Annotated in this window: 14 protein-coding genes; 11 read left to right on the forward strand and 3 right to left on the reverse strand. The window is 36.7% G+C overall.

The annotated features are described in order from the left end of the window. Positions 1 to 206 precede the first annotated feature (206 nt). The 5 genes from NG809_RS16560 (at position 207) to NG809_RS16580 (ending at position 8,399) form a co-directional block, all read left to right on the forward strand. Positions 207 to 1,118 carry a ClpXP adapter SpxH family protein gene (locus tag NG809_RS16560; RefSeq protein ID WP_262152379.1) on the forward strand — a complete coding sequence of 304 codons (912 nt, stop codon included), beginning with the start codon at positions 207 to 209 and terminating at the stop codon, positions 1,116 to 1,118. A 394-nt stretch (positions 1,119 to 1,512) separates the two neighbouring features. Then, the gene (purB, locus tag NG809_RS16565; RefSeq protein ID WP_262152380.1) at positions 1,513 to 2,940 is read left to right on the forward strand and encodes an adenylosuccinate lyase; all 1,428 of its coding nucleotides are present in this window, start codon (positions 1,513 to 1,515) and stop codon (positions 2,938 to 2,940) included. Between the two features lie 116 nt (positions 2,941 to 3,056). Beyond that, entirely contained in the window at positions 3,057 to 4,112 is a 1,056-nt protein-coding gene (locus NG809_RS16570; RefSeq protein ID WP_262152381.1) for a PDDEXK nuclease domain-containing protein, read from the forward strand. Between the two features lie 79 nt (positions 4,113 to 4,191). Further along, complete coding sequence (locus tag NG809_RS16575; protein ID WP_262152382.1) at positions 4,192 to 7,884, forward strand: phosphoribosylformylglycinamidine synthase; 3,693 nt, start codon at positions 4,192 to 4,194, stop codon at positions 7,882 to 7,884. A gap of 128 nt (positions 7,885 to 8,012) precedes the next feature. Continuing rightward, positions 8,013 to 8,399, forward strand: coding sequence for a ribonuclease inhibitor (locus NG809_RS16580; RefSeq protein ID WP_262152383.1), 387 nt, complete (start codon positions 8,013 to 8,015; stop codon positions 8,397 to 8,399). A gap of 73 nt (positions 8,400 to 8,472) precedes the next feature. Here NG809_RS16580 and NG809_RS16585 read toward each other — a convergent pair whose 3' ends face one another. Beyond that, complete coding sequence (locus NG809_RS16585; RefSeq protein ID WP_262152384.1) at positions 8,473 to 8,829, reverse strand: diacylglycerol kinase family protein; 357 nt, start codon at positions 8,827 to 8,829, stop codon at positions 8,473 to 8,475. A 264-nt stretch (positions 8,830 to 9,093) separates the two neighbouring features. On the opposite strand from NG809_RS16585, the gene dnaN reads away from it, so the two are divergent. From dnaN to NG809_RS16615, 6 genes are all read left to right on the forward strand, one after another. Continuing rightward, positions 9,094 to 10,224 (forward strand): DNA polymerase III subunit beta, encoded by a 1,131-nt coding sequence (gene dnaN / locus NG809_RS16590; RefSeq protein WP_262152385.1) that lies wholly within the window; start codon positions 9,094 to 9,096, stop codon positions 10,222 to 10,224. Positions 10,225 to 10,395: 171 nt separating this feature from the next. Continuing rightward, positions 10,396 to 12,798 carry a phenylalanine--tRNA ligase subunit beta gene (gene pheT, locus NG809_RS16595; protein ID WP_262152386.1) on the forward strand — a complete coding sequence of 801 codons (2,403 nt, stop codon included), beginning with the start codon at positions 10,396 to 10,398 and terminating at the stop codon, positions 12,796 to 12,798. A 100-nt stretch (positions 12,799 to 12,898) separates the two neighbouring features. Continuing rightward, the gene (locus NG809_RS16600) at positions 12,899 to 14,311 is read left to right on the forward strand and encodes an APC family permease (RefSeq protein ID WP_262152387.1); all 1,413 of its coding nucleotides are present in this window, start codon (positions 12,899 to 12,901) and stop codon (positions 14,309 to 14,311) included. A 61-nt stretch (positions 14,312 to 14,372) separates the two neighbouring features. Then, positions 14,373 to 14,813, forward strand: a complete 441-nt coding sequence (locus tag NG809_RS16605; RefSeq protein ID WP_262152388.1) for a GPW/gp25 family protein — start codon at positions 14,373 to 14,375, stop codon at positions 14,811 to 14,813. 44 nt (positions 14,814 to 14,857) lie between these two features. Beyond that, entirely contained in the window at positions 14,858 to 16,732 is a 1,875-nt protein-coding gene (locus tag NG809_RS16610) for a type VI secretion system baseplate subunit TssF (RefSeq protein WP_262152389.1), read from the forward strand. 54 nt (positions 16,733 to 16,786) lie between these two features. Beyond that, entirely contained in the window at positions 16,787 to 17,200 is a 414-nt protein-coding gene (locus tag NG809_RS16615) for an META domain-containing protein (RefSeq protein WP_262152390.1), read from the forward strand. A 54-nt stretch (positions 17,201 to 17,254) separates the two neighbouring features. On the opposite strand, the gene NG809_RS16620 is transcribed toward NG809_RS16615, so the two are convergent. Both NG809_RS16620 and NG809_RS16625 read right to left on the reverse strand, forming a co-directional pair. Then, positions 17,255 to 18,334 carry an endonuclease/exonuclease/phosphatase family protein gene (locus tag NG809_RS16620; RefSeq protein ID WP_262152391.1) on the reverse strand — a complete coding sequence of 360 codons (1,080 nt, stop codon included), beginning with the start codon at positions 18,332 to 18,334 and terminating at the stop codon, positions 17,255 to 17,257. Between the two features lie 110 nt (positions 18,335 to 18,444). Then, positions 18,445 to 20,481, reverse strand: a complete 2,037-nt coding sequence (locus NG809_RS16625; RefSeq protein WP_262152392.1) for a M13 family metallopeptidase — start codon at positions 20,479 to 20,481, stop codon at positions 18,445 to 18,447. Positions 20,482 to 20,520 lie beyond the last annotated feature (39 nt).

Here is a 20,520-nt window from a genome sequence, read left to right on the forward strand (position 1 = left end):
CAAAGATACAAATTTTCAGATAGGTAGTTTCTTCGAGGAAACCGGTTTCCAAAGTGAAACTCATGGTATTTTAGAATTTTCATTGTCTTAGATTTGCTGAAGTAAGAGAATTTCTAATGAGATTTTATAGAAATTTGATCATCTGCAGCCTGAGCATCCTGTCTTTATCCTGCAGTGGTCAGACCGACAAAAAAAAGAATAAGAAAATGAGTACACAGACAAACAACCCACTTCTTTGCGACCCTGAAACAGGAGTTTGTGGAGTTTCGGGAAGTGAAGAAAACGGTTCAGTAACTATTGATACAACCGAAAAATCTGTCAAAGTAATCTATTTTACAGACCCAATCTGTTCATCCTGCTGGGGAATCGAGCCTCAGTTGAGAAAAATGAAACTCGAATACGGAAAAGAAATCGACGTAGAATACCACATGGGCGGACTTCTGCCAGACTGGAGCTACAATAGTGGAGGCATCAGCAAACCGTCTGATGTCGCCCATCACTGGGATGAAGTAAGCGGTTACTACGACATGCCGATTGATGGTGATGTATGGTTGCAGGATCCTTTGGATTCTTCCTATCCACCATCGATTGCTTTCAAAGCAGCGCAGTTGCAGAGCGAGGAAAAGGCTATTCTTTTTATGAGAGAACTGAGAGAATTGGTTTTCCTAAAAAAGAAGAACATCGCCAAATGGGAAAATATGGCTTTGGCTGCTGAAAAAGTGGGCCTTGATGTAAAACAGTTAAAATCAGATTTTGAAGGTAAAGCAAAAACGCTATTTGAAGATGATCTTAAAATGGCGAGAGAATTGGGTGTAAGAGGATTTCCCACTATCTTTTTTGTGAATAATAAAGGCGAAAAACAAATGGTTTACGGTTCAAAACCTTATCCTTTTTACGAAACTGCAATTCTTACAGTTAATCCAAAAGCTGAAAAATCTGAATTTGCAAAAGACTGGAAATCGTTATTTAAAAAATACAGTTCATTAACTGCAAAAGAGTTTACAGAACTTTCCGGAAACGGAAGAAAAGACAGCGAAAAAATGCTGAACGAACTGACTTCAAAGGGAAAACTGGAGAAGACAACCACAAAAAACGGTTCGATGTGGACCATAAAATAGACCAAACATTTTATTTATATACTTACTAAAAAACATTTCTTTTTTGAACGTCGCAGTTTTTCTGCGACGTTTTTTTCTGGAAAATTGTACTGAGTTTATGTTTAAAAACCTTTTGTATCATTTGTTTTTTGCACAATGAAAACAAAGGTTTTTCACTAAGTTCACAAATTTCCAGTGTTCCTTGTGAAATTCATAGTGCTCTTTGTGGTTAAATGCGCAAAGCCTTTTCGGATATAATAATACACGCAAAAGTTTTGCACTTGCTATGTTGAAAAAATCAAAATATACATCATCTTTTCACTTAAAATTCCGCCAGTTATAGTTTTTAAAACCTCTTTCAATTCTCATCAAAAAATCTTACTTTTGCATATCTATAAAAAAGTAAAAATAAAGAATGAATTCCTACAAAAATCCTTTGGAAGAACGCTATTCAAGCGAAGAGATGTTGTTTAACTTTTCTCACAACAACAAATTCCAGAACTGGAGAAAGCTTTGGATCGCTTTGGCTGAGATTGAAAAAGACCTGGGTCTTGATATTACAGACGAGCAAATTGCAGAGTTGAAGGCCAATGTTGACAATATCGATTACGATAAAGCTGCTGAATACGAGAAGAAATTCCGTCATGATGTGATGGCTCACGTTCACGCTTATGGTGATGTCGCGCCTTCAGCAAAGGGAATTATTCACTTGGGAGCAACTTCAGCGTTTGTAGGAGACAATACAGATTTAATTCAAATCCGTGACGGACTTTTAATTTTAAAGAAAAAGTTGGTCAACGTAATGAAAAATCTTTCTGATTTTGCAATTCAGTACAAAGACCTTCCAACTTTAGGATTCACACATTTTCAGCCGGCTCAGTTAACAACTGTCGGAAAAAGAGCAACACTTTGGCTACAGAGTTTGGTTCTTGACATAGAAGAATTGGATTTTTTCTTAGAAACATTAAGATTCAGAGGGGTAAAAGGAACAACCGGAACGGCTGCAAGTTTTCTTGAGCTTTTCAACGGCGATTATTCTAAAGTAAAACATTTAGATAAAGAATTATCAAAAAGATTCGGTTTCGAAAAAGTTTTCGGAGTTTCGGGTCAGACTTACGACAGAAAAATCGATGCGAAAGTGGTGGCTTTATTAGGAAATATCGCACAATCTGCACATAAGTTTACCAACGATTTGCGTTTGCTTCAAAATTTGAAAGAAGTTGAAGAACCATTCGAGAAAAACCAAATCGGTTCATCTGCAATGGCTTACAAGCGTAATCCAATGAGAAGTGAAAGAATCGGAGCGTTGGCAAAATACGTAATGTCTTTGACAACGAGTTCCGCAATGGTCGCTTCAACACAATGGTTTGAAAGAACATTGGACGATTCTGCAAACAAAAGATTGACAATTCCTCAAGCATTCTTGGCGGTTGATGCAATTTTATTGATTTGGAACAACATTATGAATGGAATCGTGGTGTATCCAAACAGAATCAACAAACATATTATGGAAGAACTTCCTTTCATGGCGACAGAATACATCATCATGGAAGAAGTGAAAGCTGGTGGCGACCGTCAGGAAATCCACGAAGTGATCAGAGTTCACTCTATGGAAGCTTCCAAGCAGGTAAAAGAAGAAGGTAAGGAAAACGATTTGATTGAAAGAATTTTAAACGATAATTCGTTGAAATTAGACAAATCAAAATTAAAAGAAGTTCTCGACCCGAAAAACTTTATCGGTTTTGCACCAATTCAGACTGAAGAATTCATTGCCAATGAAGTTCAGCCGATTCTGGATGTGAACAGAGAATTGATTGGTTTAGAATCTGACCTTAAAGTATAAATATTGTGCAGTCTTTGGGCTGCATATTTAATTTTATAGTAAAGTCTTGTATTTTAGTTGAATAACACTTCAAAATGATAGAAAGATTATAAAGAGACTCTGACCTTAAGAAATTTATGAAAGAAGATAATCATTTGTCTGCCATTGATGAAAATCTGATTGAGAACATTAAATTTATTGTTCTCAAAGCTCGGGCAAATACTTATCAAAGAATAAATAAAGAATTGATCCTTACCTATTGGGAAATTGGGAAAGAAATTGTGGAAGCGGAAAGAAGAAATAATATTGATTATTCCACATCAAGACAGATTATTCTAAAATTATCTAAACTATTGACGAAAGAAATTGGAAAAGGGTTTTCCCGTTCTAATTTATTCAATATGAGGAAGTTTTATTTAGAATACTCAAGTGTCCAGTCAGCGACTGGACAGTCTGAAGAACTCTCATTGTCATCTATACAACTTACCTGGACGCATATTTGTGAATTACTCATCATTGAAGATAAAAACAAAAGAAGTTTTTACGAAAAAGAAACGGTGAATGCGCATTGGTCGATTCGGGAACTGAAAAGACAAATTGACAGTTCTCTTTATGAAAGACTTTTGCTGTCTCAAGGAAAGTCTAACAAAGAAAAGGTTTTTGAGCTTTCAAAAAAGGGACAGGAACTTAATAAGGCTGAAGATATTCTCAAAAGTCCTTATGTTTTTGAGTTTCTCGGAATACCGGAAAATAAACCTTTGCTTGAAAAAGATTTGGAGAAAAAACTCATTCGCCATATAGAAGATTTTCTTTTAGAATTGGGAAAAGGTTTTATGTTCGTAGGTTCGCAGCAACGAGTAACTATCAACAATACACATTATTACGTTGATATGGTTTTCTATAACAAAATTTTGCAATGCTATATTTTAGTAGAATTGAAAACCACAAAATTAAATATTTCAGACGGCGGGCAACTGAATACCTATCTCAATTATTACAAGACAGAAGTGAATGATGAAAATGATAATCCACCCATCGGAATTATTTTGTGTACCGAAAAATATGAAATTACGGCAGAATATATTTTAGGAGGGTGTGAAAATAATCTTTTTGCCTCAAAGTATATTACTGTTTTGCCTGATAAGCAGAAATTAATAGAAGAAGTTGAAAATGTGATGAATGTTACTAAATAAACTTATTTTTCATCTCAATAAAATTAATAAATCTAATAAATGATTTTAGGATGAAAACTAAAATCTCATATCTATAAAAATGAATAAAAGAATTTTCGTAGAAAAAAGAGGAATTTTCGATGTAGAAAGTCCAAAAATTTTTGATGAAGTAAAAGCGGTGGTTCCGTCAATCCAAAGCGTAAAAGTGTACAACGTTTACGATATTTTTGGTTTAAATGATGGTGAATTCGAAAAAGTGGTAAACAGCACATTTGTCGATCCGGTTACTGATATCCTGATCGAAGAAAATCCTGCAAAAGGAACTCATTTCGCACTGGAGTTTTTACCTGGACAGTACGATCAGCGTGCCGATTCTGCTCAGCAATGTATCGCTTTACTGACTGAGAATGAGAAGTCCAAAGTAAGAAGCGGTAAACTCATCGAGTTTGAAGGTGTTTCCGAATCTGACTTGATTAAAATCAAAGATCTTCTCATCAATAAAGTGGAATCTCAGGAGAAAGATTTATCAATTTTAGATATTCCTGCTGAAGAAACCCCATCTAAAGTGATTGTTCACGAAGGTTTTATCAATTTTGATGATGCTCAGCTGGAAGAATTCTTTAACAATCACGGTTTTGCTTTAGGCTTGGATGATTTAAAATTCATTCAGGAATATTTTAAAACTGAACAGAGAAATCCTACGGAAACGGAACTGAAAGTTTTGGATACATACTGGAGCGACCACTGCCGTCACACCACATTTGAAACAGAACTGTCAAATATTGAGTTTGAAGGACAGTTTAAACATACATTGGAAACGATTTTCAATGATTATATCGAAAAAAGAAAATTCTTAGGACGTGAACTGAAGCCCATTTCTCTAATGGATCTGGCAACAGTTTGCGGAAGATATTTTAGTAAAACTGGAAAGCTTGAAAATTTGGTGGTTTCAGATGAAATCAACGCCTGTACCATCCAGATCGAAGCTGAATACGATGGTAAAAAAGAACCTTGGTATTTATTATTTAAGAACGAAACACACAACCACCCAACAGAAATCGAACCATTTGGTGGTGCATCAACGTGTTTAGGTGGTGCGATCAGAGATCCTTTGTCGGGACGTTCTTTCGTTTTCCAGGCGATGAGATTAACTGGAGCTGCTGATGTTTTGGAACCGGTTGACAAAACTTTACCAGGCAAATTACCTCAGAAAACAATCACAAAACAGGCAGCAAACGGATATTCTTCTTACGGTAACCAAATCGGTTTGGCGACTACGATGGTTTCTGAGATTTACGACGAAGGCTACAAAGCAAAAAGAATGGAAGTTGGTTTCGTTGCCGGCGCCGTTCCTGTGGATTGGGTGAGACGTGAAAAGCCTGAAGCTGGCGACTCAATCATTATTTTAGGAGGTGCAACAGGTCGTGACGGTGTTGGCGGAGCAAGCGGAAGTTCAAAAGAGCAGGACGAGACTTCCATTCACACAATGAGTTCTGAAGTTCAGAAAGGAAATGCCGTTGAAGAACGTAAAATCCAAAGACTATTCAGAAATCCTGAAGTAACGAGATTAATCAAAAAATCAAATGACTTTGGAGCTGGAGGTGTTTCTGTTGCTATCGGAGAAATCGCTGATTCTTTGGAAGTTAATCTTGATGTTTTACCTTTAAAATATGAAGGTTTAAATGGAACCGAGCTTGCCATTTCTGAATCTCAGGAAAGAATGGCGGTTGTAGTTGAACCAAAAGACAAAGAACAGTTCATCAAATTCTGTGAAGCTGAAAACATTGTGGCTGTTGAAGTGGCAAAAGTGACAGATTCCGGAAGAATGCAGATGTTCTGGAAAGGAGATAAAATTGTTGATCTTTCAAGAGAATTTCTCGATACGAACGGATGTTCTAAAAGTCAGGAAGTTAAGATCACGCATCTTAATGAATTAAAAGAAGAAGCACAGACTTTTAACGAAGAGAATTTCTTAAAAATATTAAGCGATAAGAATGTAGCCTCTCAAAAAGGTTTATTGGAAATGTTCGATTCTTCTATTGGTGCGACTACGGTTGCGATGCCTTTAGGTGGGAGATACCAGCAGACTTTAATGGAAGGAAGTGCTCAGACGCTGCCGATTTTAGGCGCAAAAGATATCGAAACCGTGTCTTTGGCAAGTTGGGGATTTGATGCTGAAATTTCAAAGCAAAACTCTTTATTGGGAGCTTCTTATGCAGTCGTTGAAAGCGTTGCGAAAATCGTCGCAATGGGTGGCGATTATAAAAATATCAGATTCAGTTTTCAGGAATATTTTGAGAAACTAGGTCAGAATCCTGAAAAATGGGGCAAGCCTTTGGCGTCTCTTTTGGGTGCTTATGATGCTCAGATTAACTTCGGTTTAGCAGCAATCGGAGGTAAAGATTCAATGAGTGGAACATATCAGGATTTGAATGTTCCGCCAACATTGATTTCTTTCGCTTGTGCTAACGGAGAAAAGAAAAATGTCATCTCTCCGGAATTTAAACAGGCAGGAAACAAACTGTATTTCTTCAATCATATTCCGCAGGAAAACGGACTTCCAAACTATGATAAATTGAAAGATGTTTACGAACTTATTTTTGAAAACATCAAGGCTGGAAAAGTGGTTTCTGTGAAGACAATCAAAGAAGGCGGAGTTGCAGTTGCTTTAGCAAAAATGAGTTTCGGAAACAGGTTGGGCGCTGAAATAAATGTTACTGACAAGAGTGTTTTATTAGCTAAAAATATTGGAAGTTTAATCATCGAATCGACCGAAGAAGTTAGTTCTGTTGATCTTCAACTAATCGGTGAAGTTGAAAATTCAAATATTCTCAAAATCAGTGGTTTAAATTTTGAAGTCGAAAAATTACTTGAAGCAAATACAAAAACTTTTGAAAACCTTTTCTCAACAGTTGAAAAAGAAAAAATAACAGTTGAATTGGATTCAAAACTGAACTCAATCAACCCTAGAAATATTCAAATTAAAAAGCACGGAATTGCTCAGCCAAGAGTTTTCTTACCAATTTTCCCAGGAACAAATTGTGAGTATGACACGCTAAATGCTTTCCAAAAAGAAGGTGCAATTGTTAGCAGTTTGCCTCTAATTAATATCAATCATCAGTTGCTTGACGAAAGCATCGATGCGTGGGTAAAAGAAATTAAACAGTCGCAAATTTTAGCTTTCTCTGGAGGCTTCTCTGCGGGTGATGAACCGGATGGTTCTGCTAAGTTTATCGTGAATGTTTTGAAGAATGAAAAGATGAAAAATGCTGTTCACGAACTGCTCGACAGAGACGGAATGATCATCGGAATCTGTAACGGTTTTCAGGCTTTGGTAAAATCAGGATTGTTGCCTTACGGAAGAATTAAGGATCTGGATGAAAATTCTCCGACGTTAGCTCACAACGCGATCAGAAGACACATTTCTCAAATGGTCAATGTGAAAGTATTAAATGACGAATCTCCTTGGTTAAAAGGAATGAAAGATCAGGTTTTTACTATTCCAATTTCTCATGGAGAAGGTCGTTTTATGGCTTCGGAAGCTGAAATTCAGAAGCTGTACGAGAACGGACAGATTGCTACTCAATATTTAGATTTAGATGGAAACATTGCTCACGGAATGCCGTTTAATCCAAACAACTCCTTGTTCGGTATTGAAGGAATAACAAGTCCGTGTGGAAAAATCTATGGTAGAATGGGTCACCCTGAACGTTTTGCAGAAGGCCTAATGAAAAATATTCCATCGGCGAATTATCACAATATCTTTAAAAACGGAGTGGAGTACTTTAAGTAAGCAGACGGCTTTTGGCAATTTGCTTTTGGCTTTAAAAATACTTAGTTTAAATACAACTATCAAACCTAACGGGTTTTCAAAACCCGTTAGGTTTCCAGATAACGACTTGTTGAAATATTTATATTAATTTGGATACTTCAAATAAAAATAACAAAAAACCGGCTGTCATCAATGGCAGCCATTTTTCTGATTTATCAGGTTTCTACGAAGAAGTTTCTCAGATTTTAATAAAAGATGAAGACTGGAAAGTAGGAACGCTCGACGGATTTGATGACATTCTATATGGGTTTCAGGGAGAAATTATCTGGAAAGAATCTGAAAAATCAAAAGCTGATTTAGGTTTTGAAGCAACGAAAGAATTTTATGAAAATAAGATCAAACAGGGAAAGCCTTTCAATATCAATCTGGCTCAACAAAAACTGGATGATTTAATTGCCGGAAAAGGGCAGAGCTTATTTGAAATTTTAATTGAAATTATAGAATCACACAAAAATATTTCGCTGATTTTAGAGTGAATTTTGAAACGAATTTTACCATTTTTATAACGCGATGATCTGTGAAAATCTGTGAAATCTGTGCGACAAAACTTCACGCAAAAATATACTTCCAATACACCAAAATTCCCACAATCACAGAAAGAATAGCCATTAAAACCACTGCACCCGCAGAAATATCTTTTATAAAACCAATCCTCCTGTCAAATTCAGGTTGAATAAAATCACATATTCTCTCAATAGCTGTGTTGAAAATCTCAGCACTCAAAACCCCAAAAGAAACTGAAAGAACCAAAACAGTATCCAGATTGGAAAGTTTCAGATAAAAAATCAAAAAGATATTAATAAGCAACGCCAAAACTTCAAGCTGAAAATTTCTTTCAGATTTCAACATCAGAAAAACACCTCTGAATGCATTTGATAAACTTTTATGGACAGGAGGCTTGCGCATTATTTTAAATTTAAACAAAAATAAGAACTTTAGCCGAAGCATCGATCTTAAAACGAGTATTGCCCGCAATTCCGCATCCAATGAAAGCGAATTATTTGATGTATGTTAATAACTCTGAGAATTATTCTTTTCCATCTGTTTTCTATTTGTTATATTTGTAAAAACTTATTTTAAATCTATGAAATTGCGTTTGTTTTCTAAAATAAACTTTTGTTTTAGTTTTGCGATTACATATGACCTATTAAAAACAATAATAATCTACATATGAAATTTATTATTTCAAGTGGTGAACTTCAGAAAGCATTGCAAACTGTAAGTGGCGTAATATCAAGTTCTCAGTCGAGACCGATTTTAGAAAACTATCTTTTTGAGTTAAACGAAAATAACCTTACCATAACCGCGTCTGACGGCGAAACAACTTTGGTCACTTCATTGGATGTAAAGTCTGATGATTCAGGTAAATTTGCGGTTCCTGCGAAAATTTTTCAGGATTTTATTAAAACGTATGGCGAACAGCCGCTGACGCTTGTTGTAAAAGACAATGCAGAAGGAACTGGCAGCCAACTTGAGATTTTAGATGAGAAAGATAATTTTGCCGTTGCATTAGACAACGCAGACGATTATCCTGAACTTCCGGAATTTGAATCTGCGCAAAGCGTGACTATGCCTGCCGGAGTTTTATCTGAAGCTTTAACCAACACACTCTTTGCAACCAGCAACGATTCTCTCCGTCCGGTAATGACTGGAGTTTTGTTCCAGTTTGGTGAAAACGAAACAAATTTTGTTTCTACAGATTCCCACAGATTGGTTGTTTACAAAAGAACTGATTTGATGAATGCCGAGCCAATGGAATTCATCATGCCTAAAAAACCTCTGAATATTTTCAAAAATATTTTAGCAAGCTCTAACGGAGATGTTGTCATTGAATTTAATGACAATATGGCTAAATTTACTTTTGATAAAAATATCTGGATCTGTAGATTAATCGACGGCAAATACCCAAATTATACTGCGGTAATCCCGAAAGAAAATCCAAATTTACTGACGATCAACAGGAATCTTTTGTTAAGTGCTATCAAAAGAGCTTCGATTATGTCTAATAAATCTACAAACCAGGTTAGATTTAAACTTTCAGGTAACATTTTGCATCTTCACGCAGAAGATACAGAATATGCAAACAAAGCAGACATGCAGATTCCTTGTGACTACAATGGGGAAGACATCAATATCGGTTTCAGTTCAAAATTTTTGACAGAAATGTTGGGGATTTTAAGTGCAGACGATATTACCATGAAAATGTCGCAGCCAAACAGACCTGGAATCATCGAGCCATTGGATGGTTTGGAAGAAAACGAAAATATCTTAATGCTTTCAATGCCGGTGATCGGATTGTAAGATTAAAATTTAATTGAATATAAAAGGTTTTGGTTATCCAAAGCCTTTTTTTTTTGTGTTTTTTTATGAGTTAAATTATTTCGGCAATTCTTAAAAAAACACGATATTTGTTGACATAAAAAATGGCTTTACATTTCTTTTTTTAAAGCTTAAATTTCAAATTCATCATTAATGAAAATATCAAATAACTGGCTTAAAGATTTTATCAAAACAGATATTAAAACCGAGAGAATCGGCGAATTTCTTACCGATATTGGTCTTGAGGTTGAAGGAATAGAAAAATTTGAAAACATTAAAGGCAGCCTTGAAGGAATTGTCGTAGGAAAAGTTTTGACCTGCGAAAAACATCCCAATGCTGACAAATTAAACAAAACCACTGTAGACGTCGGAACAGGAAAAATTCTGAACATCGTTTGTGGTGCTCCAAATGTGGCTGAAGGTCAAACTGTACCTGTGGCTGTTGTGGGAACGAAAATCTACGCCAAAGACGGAAGCTTTTTTGAAATTAAAGAAGCAAAAATCCGTGGTGAAGTTTCACAGGGGATGATTTGTGCTGAAGACGAGCTGGGACTGAGCGATGATCACGGCGGAATCATGGTTTTGGATGAAGCCAAATACGAAGTAGGAAAGAAGTTTGCAGAATATTTCGATCTTGCAAATGATGAAGTTTTTGAAATCGGTTTAACGCCGAACAGAACTGATGCAATGTCACATTACGGCGTGGCGAGAGATCTTTTTGCCTACCTTTCAACCAACCAGCAGAAGTCGGAATTCAATAAAGTTTCTTCTGAAGTATTGAATAATGAAGGTTCACACAGCTTCTCACTTGAAGTTGAAAATACAGAACTCACACCGAGATACATCGGTGCTGTGATTGAAAACGTGAAGGTTGCAGAATCTCCATCGTGGCTGAAAGACAGATTAAAAGCTATCGGACTGAGCCCAATCAACAATATTGTAGATATTACAAATTATATTCTTCATGGCCTTGGACAGCCGCTTCATGCTTTTGATGCTGATAAAATTGAAGGCAAAAAAGTGAAAGTAGGAACCGTTGTTGAAGGGACAAAATTCACGACTTTAGATGGTGTTGAAAGAACTTTAAATGGCTCAGAAATCATCATCAAAGACGGAAATGATAATCCTTTGTGTATTGCCGGAGTGTTCGGAGGTTTAAATTCCGGAGTTTCCGCGGAGACAAAGACAATTTTCCTTGAAAGTGCTTATTTCAATCCGGTTGCGGTAAGAAAAGCAGCAAAAGCACACGGTTTAAACACCGACGCATCATTCAGATTTGAAAGAGGTGTTGATCCGAATATTACAAGAACTGCACTTACGCATGCTGTTAAGTTAATTACTGAATTGGCTGAAGGTAAGTTGGTTGGAGAAATTCTTGAGGAATATCCTGAGAAAATCAAAGACAGTTATGTGATCATCAGATTCTCAAAAATCGAGCAGATTTTAGGAACAAAAATTCACAGAGAAAAAGTAAAAGAGATTTTAAAAGCACTTGATATTCAGGTTTTAAACGAAATTCAGAATGGTTTTGAAGTTTCGGTACCTGCGTACAGAGCCGATGTGACGAGGGAAATCGACATTATTGAAGAACTTTTAAGAATCTACGGTTACAACAAAATTGATGCTCCGCAAAAAATTTCGTTTACTCCTGTTAAATTAAATGCAAAAGATCAGGACGAGCTTGAAAATTCGTGGGCAAGAACGCTTCAGAGCTTAGGTTTCAATGAAGTAATGAACAATTCTTTGACTTCTGTAAAAGATGAAACAGATGCTGTAAAATTATTAAATCCTCTTAGCAACGATTTGGCATTTATGAGAAAGTCTTTACTGGAAGGGCTTTTACAAAATGCAATTTACAATATCAACAGAAAAAATCAGGATATCAAGTTTTTTGAATTTGGTAAAATTTATCATAAAAAGGAGAAATACGAAGAGAGAAAACAGCTTGCGGTTTTAGTTTCGGGAAGAAATGTTGCAGAAAACTGGCTTCAGCCAAAATCAGCGACAGATTTCTATAATCTGAAAGCTTATGTAAAAGTTTTACTTGAAAAATTAGCGATTGATTACAAAGAGATTGCTTCATCTGACGAAAGATTTTCTGATGCTTTGGAATACGAGTGCAATGGCGAAACTTTGGTGAAAATAGGGAAGGTGGCTCATCAGATGCTGAAAGATTTTGATGTCGATCAGGATTGTTTCTACGCAGAAATCGAACTGGAATTGGCTCAAAAATTAAGATCTGAAAACGAACTGAAGTTTAAAGATATTCCGAAATTCAATAAAATAAGAAGAGACTTGGCTTTGCTGATTGATAAAAATGTTCAGTATCAGGATCTTTATCAGACTGCGAAAAAGAATAAGTCGCCGTACATCAAAAACATCAATCTATTTGACGTTTATGAAGGGAAAAATCTTCCTGAAGGCAAGAAATCTTATGCCATGAGTTTTGAACTTTTAAATGAAGAAAAAACTTTGGAAGAAAAAGAAATTGCTTCTGTGATGGATTCTTTAATTAAGTCTTTCCAGAAAGAATTCAATGCAGAATTGAGATCTTAGAAATAAGATTCATATTTAAATACAGGACTGTTCGCAAGAGCAGTCTTTTTTTATGACCAAACACTAAACTTTTAATTATATTTACGTTTTACAAAACTAAATGCAGAAAAAACTAAAACTTTGGGACGCCATCATGCTCGTAATGGGTTCAATGATCGGAAGCGGAATCTTTATCGTCAGCTCAGATATCATGAGAAATCTTGGCTCCGGCTGGTGGCTCGCGATCGTCTGGATTATCACCGGTGTGATGACGGTGGCGGCAGCAATCAGCTATGGCGAACTGTCAGCGATATTTCCGAAAGCCGGCGGACAGTACGTCTATTTAAAAGAAATTTTCGGAAGAAGGATTGGTTTTTTATACGGATGGGGACTTTTTTCTGTGATACAAACCGGAACAATTGCCGCAGTGGCGGTAGCTTTCGGAAAATTTACAGCGTATTTGATTCCTGCTTTAAATAACGCTCAACCCATTTTTCAGCAAGGAGAATTTAAAATCACCTTCATTCAGATTCTGGCGATTGTCGTGATTATGCTGCTCACTTTCATTAATACAAAAGGTGTGGAAAGCGGTAAATTTTTACAAAACCTTTTCACAGGATCAAAAATTTTAGCGTTAATAGGAATTATTGTGGCTGGAATTTTCTTTGTAAGCAACAGTTACTTATCAGAAAATTTCAGTGGAGGCTTAAATGCATTTAATAATTTAGAAAAAGATTCTTTAGGAAATTTTCTTCAAACAGGTTGGAAATCAGTTTCAGGTCTAACGCTTTTTGGTGGAATCGCATCGGCAATGGTGGGAGCCGTCTTCAGTTCTGTGGCTTGGGAAAGCGTGACTTTCGTTTCAGGTGAAATTGAAAATCCAAAGAAAAATGTTGTAAGATCAATGATTTTCGGAACTTCGGCGGTGATGGTGCTTTATCTGGCAGTGAACATGGTTTATCTTTCAACTTTATCACGAGATCAAATCGCTTTTGCAGCGGACGACAGAGTGGCAGTTTCATCAGCACTGGCAATTTTCGGAAATACAGGAACTTTGATTATCGCTTTGCTTGTGATGATTTCAACATTTGGCTGTAATAACGGACTTATTTTATCAGGTGCAAGAGTTTTTCAGACCATGTCAAAAGACGGAATGTTTTTTAAATCGGCTTCCGAAAACAACAAAAATCAGGTGCCGGAAAATGCTTTGTGGATGCAGGGAGTCTGGGCGAGCGTTCTTTGTCTGAGCGGTCAGTACGGGAATCTGCTTGATATGATTTCATTTGTTATCGTTCTTTTCTACATGATTACCGTTTTCGGGGTGATTTATTTAAGATTTAAAAAGCCTGAACTTGAAAGACCATACAAAACATGGCTTTATCCTGTGACACCGCTTGTTTATCTGGTGATTGGTACTGCCTTTTGTGTACTTCTTTTGTTTTTTAAAACCCAGTACACGTGGCCCGGATTGCTTTTGGTGCTGATTGGTCTTCCTATTTATTACTTCATCAATTCCAGCAAAAAGGATGTTTGATTTTTCATAAAAAATGTTTATTTTGGTATAACCAATTCCTTAATAAATATGAAGTCAGTTTATGGATAAAACCAATTACAGAATGCCCTTTTCTCCGGACAGTTTGATGGTAGAGGGCGGAAGTGTGGATACATGCGATGAAGCCGAAAGTATTGCCCACAACATCATGCTGTTGATTACTACAAAAAAAGGCGAAAACCGTTATGATGACAACTACGGAAACGAAGTCTGGAATCTTGAATTTGATAACGGCGTAAGCTCCGGAATGTGGGAAACCATTTTTATCAACAGTCTCAGACAGCAGATCAGAGTCTACGAACCCAGAATTGTAGATGCAAAAGTAGATGCTCACCTCGAATTTGTAGAGCATAATTACGATACCAAAGAGCATACAGAAATCAAAAAGAAGGTGAAAATTGCCGTCAATGCCCGCATGGAGGCCAGTGGCGAGCGCTACAGTTTTGCCACCGAAATTTTTCTCAGCCCGATGTCTATTGACTAAGGCTTTTTCTGTTTAATTATTTTTAATTTTTTTCAAAAACATTTATGAATCTGGATCAAAATATATATTCAAAAGAATCTGTAAAAGCACGAATGTTGCAGAACGCTACCAAAATCTGGGGCGTAAAAAGTCCGCAGTCTCTGGATCCTTTTGTGAAATTGCTGATCGATGCTTTCAGTACCGAAATATTTAAAACCAACAACGAAGTACAGTCGGTGAACAGCCGTATTCTAGAGAAACTTTCCAAACTTCTTACTCCAAATATTTACACCCATCCTTTTCCGGCACACGCGATTGCCTTTGTGAACCCTTCTGAAATTTCGGAAAAACTCTGGGAGCATACCGAGTTTTTTTTCAAGAAAACAATTGCTTCCAGCATCAAAGGCGAGTCTGACAGACAGGTAAGTATTCCGTTTACGCCGATAGATTCTGTTGTTTTAAACAAATTGCAGACTTCAGTGATGATTGTTGGTAACACCTGCTATGGCATCGATGAGAAGCTCAATAAAATCCCAATGGGGAGAATTCAGAGTAAGATTGAAGACTACCGAAAAATCACCATCGGAATCGATGCAAGCCATTTGAAAGGTGAGAAGTTCCCGAAACATTTGAGTCTGTACTGCTCAAATCCTTCTTTTGAGCATCTGGATTATGTTTTTAAACTATTACCGTTTACCGAAATTACTTCCAATGGAAATGAAATTGCCGTGCGTGGCGGTCTTTCCTATGAGAAGAATGTTTCGTATCAGGGTTATGAAGAAATCTTTAACGAACAGTCGATCAGAACTAAAATTAAGACTTCACTTAAGAATATTTACGAACAGAAATTTATAGAAATTATTGGACTTTCTGACAAACTTTTGCTTGAAAATGTTCTTCCTCAGGAAATTCAGCATTTATCTGAACTTGAATCTCTTCAGAATTTTGTTTCAGGTAAAAATATGCTTTGGCTGACCATAAAATTTCCACCACAGTTTACTGCTGAGATTTTAGATAATTTTTCTTTTGTTTTAAATGCTTTTCCGGTGTACAACAGAGGCTGGAAAAAAACCGAATACAGTTTGGATGTGATGGGAAACAATATTCCTCTCATTACCGATGTCGGCGAGCATTTTCTTTACGTAGATGAAGTGCAGGACGGCGATGGAAACTATTATCAGGAAATTCCGTTTACTCCGAATGATCATTTGAAAAAAGGACTTTATACCGTAAGAAAAGGCGGAATGGAGCGTTTCAACAACCGAAATGCTGTCGATATGATTGCCAATGTTCTGGAATTGACAAGAGACGAAATCACGGCATTTTCTCTTTTAAACAGAGACAATGTGAAAACGGTTCTCAATGAAATTTCCGGGCAGATGAAAACCATGATGCAGAAAATCAATAACGTAAGACAAAATACCAGACAGGATTTTAATTACGTGATTCTTGAGCCTCTGGAAAATTCAAAGCATACTTTTGCGGCTTTTTGGTACACCAACTGTACTTTGGCCAATCAAATGAGACCGGGAACAGAACTTTCAAATCAGAAAAAATCACAGTTTATGACGCTTCTCACAGAAAGTTTGGGAGGGGCAGAAGAGCAGACGGGGACAGACAGCATTCAGGCTTTTAAATTTGCTTTAACATCAACCGACAAAATTATTACCATTCAGGATGTGAAAAATTATTGCGAAATGGTATTGAAAGATGAACTGAAGGAAATTCGGGTGACGCGCGGAACGATGATCAGCAGTAAGCCAAAAGAAGGTTTCATCCGAACAGTCCAGATTACAATTATCCCACAGAATTATGCTTTCTACGGCAAAAGATATTGGGATAATATGGCGGGAGTTTTGAAAAATCAAATTATTTCCCGTGCTATCGATGGCTTGGAATACATTTTGGAAGTGAAAGACGAGGATGATTTAATCAACTAAATTTCGGGCAGACAATTTATTTTCCCTAAATTTGAATTAATAAAATTTAAAAAAATGAAAAAGTATATCTTAGGTCTTTTGGGAGCTGCGACGATTGTTTCCTGCGGAACGATGGGAGGAAGTTCTTCTTCATCGAAAGTAGGTAAAACACAGGCTTCTATCTCCAATACCAAATGGGTTTTGGCTGACAAGGTAAAAGGAACGGTGCCAACATTGAACATTGAAGGCAGCAAAATCAACGGAAACGGTGGCTGTAACAGATTTTTCGGAACTGTGGCGATGGATGCACAGTCAGGAACGTTTACACCTTCAGGAGTTGGTTCTACAAAAATGGCCTGCGAAAATATGAGTGTTGAAAACAATTACCTCGGAGCTTTGCAAAAAGTGAATAAATATGTGGTAACAGATTCCAGTTTAGAACTTTATCAGGACAGCTTATTGCTTTTAAAATTCAACAAAGCGGAGTAGGATATTTTCTTATAAAAATAAAAACCTGATTAAATCGATCAGGTTTTTCTGTTTTTATTCGGTAACAATGGCATCTCTTTCACCATCTTCTTTTTTTCCTTCTTCAATCATTTCTTCGGCTTCAGCTTTTTCTTCGGCATCTGCAGAATCAATTCTTTCTTCCTGATCATCATTCACATGATCAATTTTAAATTTACAGTAGACAGGAAGGTGGTCTGAACCAAAATTATCCAGAGTTTTTAAAGTATCAATAAAAATTTCTTCACTGTGAAACATCAGGTCAATCGGAAATCTGAAAAATCTGTATTTTGCATGAAATGTGGAAACAAAGGCGTGCCCGATTCTAGGATCCAGCAGTTCACTTGTTTTCCTGAAGAGAACGGAAGATTTAGACCAAGCCACATTATTAAAATCTCCAACCACGATGACGGGTTTGTGAATTTCCTTCACTCTTTTTGCCGTGCTGAGAAGGTCGCCATCTCTTTCTTTAGATGTTTTTTCTTCTGTAGGACTCGGGGGCGGCGGATGAACTCCGAAAAATACGAATTCAAAACCGTCAGTTGTTTTCAAATGTGCCTCAATGCTCGGAATATCGTCTGCAACAAAAAAATGTGTTTTGGATTCGGAAATTTCAAGTTTGGAATAAAAGTGCATTCCATACGTGTTTTCCAATGTTACTTTGTGCTGAAACGGATAGTCCTTTTCAAGAACTTTAAACGCATTTTCCCAGTCGCCATTGCTTTCCATGGTAAGAAAAACATCCGGTTTACAGTGGTTAATAAGATTGATAAACTGTTTAAAATCTGTATTAAACTGATACACATTTGCCGAAATAAACTGCAGTGGCTTTGAAGCTTTATCTGAAGGTTTATGGTCTTTGATAAGGTAGAGCGGCGTGTATTTAATCAGCACAATTCCGTGATAGATGATGAGAAGCAACAGAATTCCCTGAAATATTTTCCATGTTAAATCTTTTTCAAGGAAAAATCCAAATCCAAACGTGAGTACTGCGATTACAAAAACCTGAATCTTGCCAAAATCCGGAACGCGAAAAACCCAGTAGGTGCTGGGAATTTTTGGAAGAACGGAAAATAAAACGATTAAAATACTCAGTACAAAATATAGTTCCCACATAGTTCATCAAACGAAAGCACTAATTTAGATATAATTAAAAAAGTACCAAAAGAAAACGCATTACATTTAAAATAAAAAAAGCCGCCCATTTCTGAGCGACCTTAGGTATATTACCAAATCTTAATTCTTTCTTCAGGAGCCTTATATAATTTGTCTCCTTTTTTTACGTCAAACGCCTTGTAGAAAGCATCCACATTCATTAAAGGTGCAAAACTTCTGAAATATCCCGGAGAGTGCGGGTCTGTTTTTACCTGATTGATCATGTATTTTTCGCTGGATAAAGTTCTCCAAACGGTTGCCCAGCTCAGGAAAAATCTCTGATCCTGAGTGTAGCCGCTGATGGTTCCCGGATTTCCTTTATCTTTCAGATACATTTGCAATGCATCGTAAGCGATATTTACACCACCTAAATCTGCAATATTTTCACCGTTTGTAAACGTTCCATTCACGAAAGTTCCTTTTACAGGCTCGTATTTATCATATTGAGCAGCCAAAGCTTTTGTTGCTTTTTCAAAATTGGCTTTATCTTCCGGCGTCCACCAGTCTACTAAGTTTCCGTCAGCGTCAAACTGAGCACCTGAATCGTCGAATCCGTGAGAGATTTCGTGACCGATTACAGCACCAATTCCACCAAAATTCACGGCAGCATCTGCTTTAGGATTGAAGAAAGGTGGTTGTAGAATCGCAGCCGGGAAAACGATCTCATTGTTTACCGGATTGTAGTAAGCATTTACCGTTTGTGGCGTCATTCCCCATTCGGTTTTGTCAACCGGTTTTCCTATTTTCTCCAGGCTTTTCCCGTATTGCCATTCTCCAATGTTCTGAAGGTTGGCATAAAGATTTCCACCTTTTGATTCCGGAGTGATTTTCAATTTAGAATAATCTTTCCATTTATCTGGATAAGCCACTTTTACAGTGAATTTATTTAATTTTTCCAAAGCTTTAACCTTCGTTGTAGAAGACATCCAGCTTAGTCCGTTAATGTGAACTACGAAACTTTTCTTTAAATAATCGATCAGTTCAACCATCTGAGCTTTTGCTTCAGCAGGAAAATATTTTTCAACATAAAGTTTACCGAAAGCTTCACCCAAAGAACCATTGATTAATTCAAATCCTCTTTTGTTTAAAGCTCTTTGCTCCTGCTGACCTCTTAAATATTTACCATAAAAAGCAAATTTTGCATTGCCTAATTTTTCACTTAAATAAGATGCATTTCCGCTGATCATGTGGAATTTAAGATAATCTTTGATCACAGGAAGCGTCTTCGCATTTACCAGCTGATCAAAGTTTTTATAATAACCTAATTCACTGATGATTACTCTGTCTGTATTTACACCAACTTTTTTAAGATAAGCAGGAAGATCTACATTTTTTACCAAAGTTTTCAGTTCAGCCATCGTTTTAGGATTGTACTGAAGATTGTTGTCACGGCTTTGCTCGTTGGTCAGTAAGTTTTTGGCAATGCTCTTTTCATACTCCACAATTCCTTTAGCAGCTGCGTCAGCGTTGGTATAACCCAATTCTTTCAGCATGGAAGCAACATACTTTTCGTATTCTGCCAATGCTTCCGTATTTTTTGCATCTACTTTCTGGTAGTAATCTCTTCCCATTCCCAATGAAGCGTCACCAAGGTAAACAGCGTTCATATTTGAGTTTTTAAGGTCAGAATAAACGCCCCATCCGTAGAAATTATTTTCGCCCTCCTTCGTTACAGAAGTTAAATAATTCTGAAGATCAGTAAGATTTTTGATGGCGTCGATTTTAGAAATATTGGCTTGAATAGGCTTTATCCCGTCAGCATTTCTCTTCTCCATGTTCATGTATGTCGCATACAAATCCTGAATTTTTTTGCCTTCACTTCCTTCTGCAAATTTATCCTTCAAAAGAGAATTCAAAATCGTCATCGAATTGTTGTCGGTATCGTCAGCCAGTTTGTTGAAGCTTCCCCACGTTGGTTTATCAGAAGGGATTTTCGCCGTTTTCATCCAGCTTCCGTTTACAAAATTGTAAAAGTCATCCTGCGGACGAACGTTTTTATCCATATAATTCAGTTCCAAACCTGCTTCTGTAACCGGTTTGGCAGACTTCTGTGCATTTACAGCAAAAGTTCCTGCCAATAGAACTAAAGATAATGTCAGTTTTTTCATTTTTTTATAATTTGTACAATAAGTAGATTATGATTAAGA

The organism is Chryseobacterium foetidum (genome assembly GCF_025457425.1).
In the GTDB taxonomy this organism is placed as follows: domain Bacteria; phylum Bacteroidota; class Bacteroidia; order Flavobacteriales; family Weeksellaceae; genus Chryseobacterium; species Chryseobacterium foetidum.

Excerpts from the sequence above, each read along its gene's own strand:
- NG809_RS16560 (WP_262152379.1), top strand. The coding sequence starts at position 207 with ATGAGTACACAGACAAACAACCCACTTCTTTGCGACCCTGAAACAGGA.
- purB (WP_262152380.1), top strand. The coding sequence starts at position 1,513 with ATGAATTCCTACAAAAATCCTTTGGAAGAACGCTATTCAAGCGAAGAG.
- NG809_RS16570 (WP_262152381.1), top strand. The coding sequence starts at position 3,057 with ATGAAAGAAGATAATCATTTGTCTGCCATTGATGAAAATCTGATTGAG.
- NG809_RS16575 (WP_262152382.1), top strand. The coding sequence starts at position 4,192 with ATGAATAAAAGAATTTTCGTAGAAAAAAGAGGAATTTTCGATGTAGAA.
- NG809_RS16585 (WP_262152384.1), bottom strand. The coding sequence starts at position 8,829 with ATGCGCAAGCCTCCTGTCCATAAAAGTTTATCAAATGCATTCAGAGGT.
- dnaN (WP_262152385.1), top strand. The coding sequence starts at position 9,094 with ATGAAATTTATTATTTCAAGTGGTGAACTTCAGAAAGCATTGCAAACT.
- pheT (WP_262152386.1), top strand. The coding sequence starts at position 10,396 with ATGAAAATATCAAATAACTGGCTTAAAGATTTTATCAAAACAGATATT.
- NG809_RS16600 (WP_262152387.1), top strand. The coding sequence starts at position 12,899 with ATGCAGAAAAAACTAAAACTTTGGGACGCCATCATGCTCGTAATGGGT.
- NG809_RS16605 (WP_262152388.1), top strand. The coding sequence starts at position 14,373 with ATGGATAAAACCAATTACAGAATGCCCTTTTCTCCGGACAGTTTGATG.
- NG809_RS16610 (WP_262152389.1), top strand. The coding sequence starts at position 14,858 with ATGAATCTGGATCAAAATATATATTCAAAAGAATCTGTAAAAGCACGA.
- NG809_RS16615 (WP_262152390.1), top strand. The coding sequence starts at position 16,787 with ATGAAAAAGTATATCTTAGGTCTTTTGGGAGCTGCGACGATTGTTTCC.
- NG809_RS16620 (WP_262152391.1), bottom strand. The coding sequence starts at position 18,334 with ATGTGGGAACTATATTTTGTACTGAGTATTTTAATCGTTTTATTTTCC.
- NG809_RS16625 (WP_262152392.1), bottom strand. The coding sequence starts at position 20,481 with ATGAAAAAACTGACATTATCTTTAGTTCTATTGGCAGGAACTTTTGCT.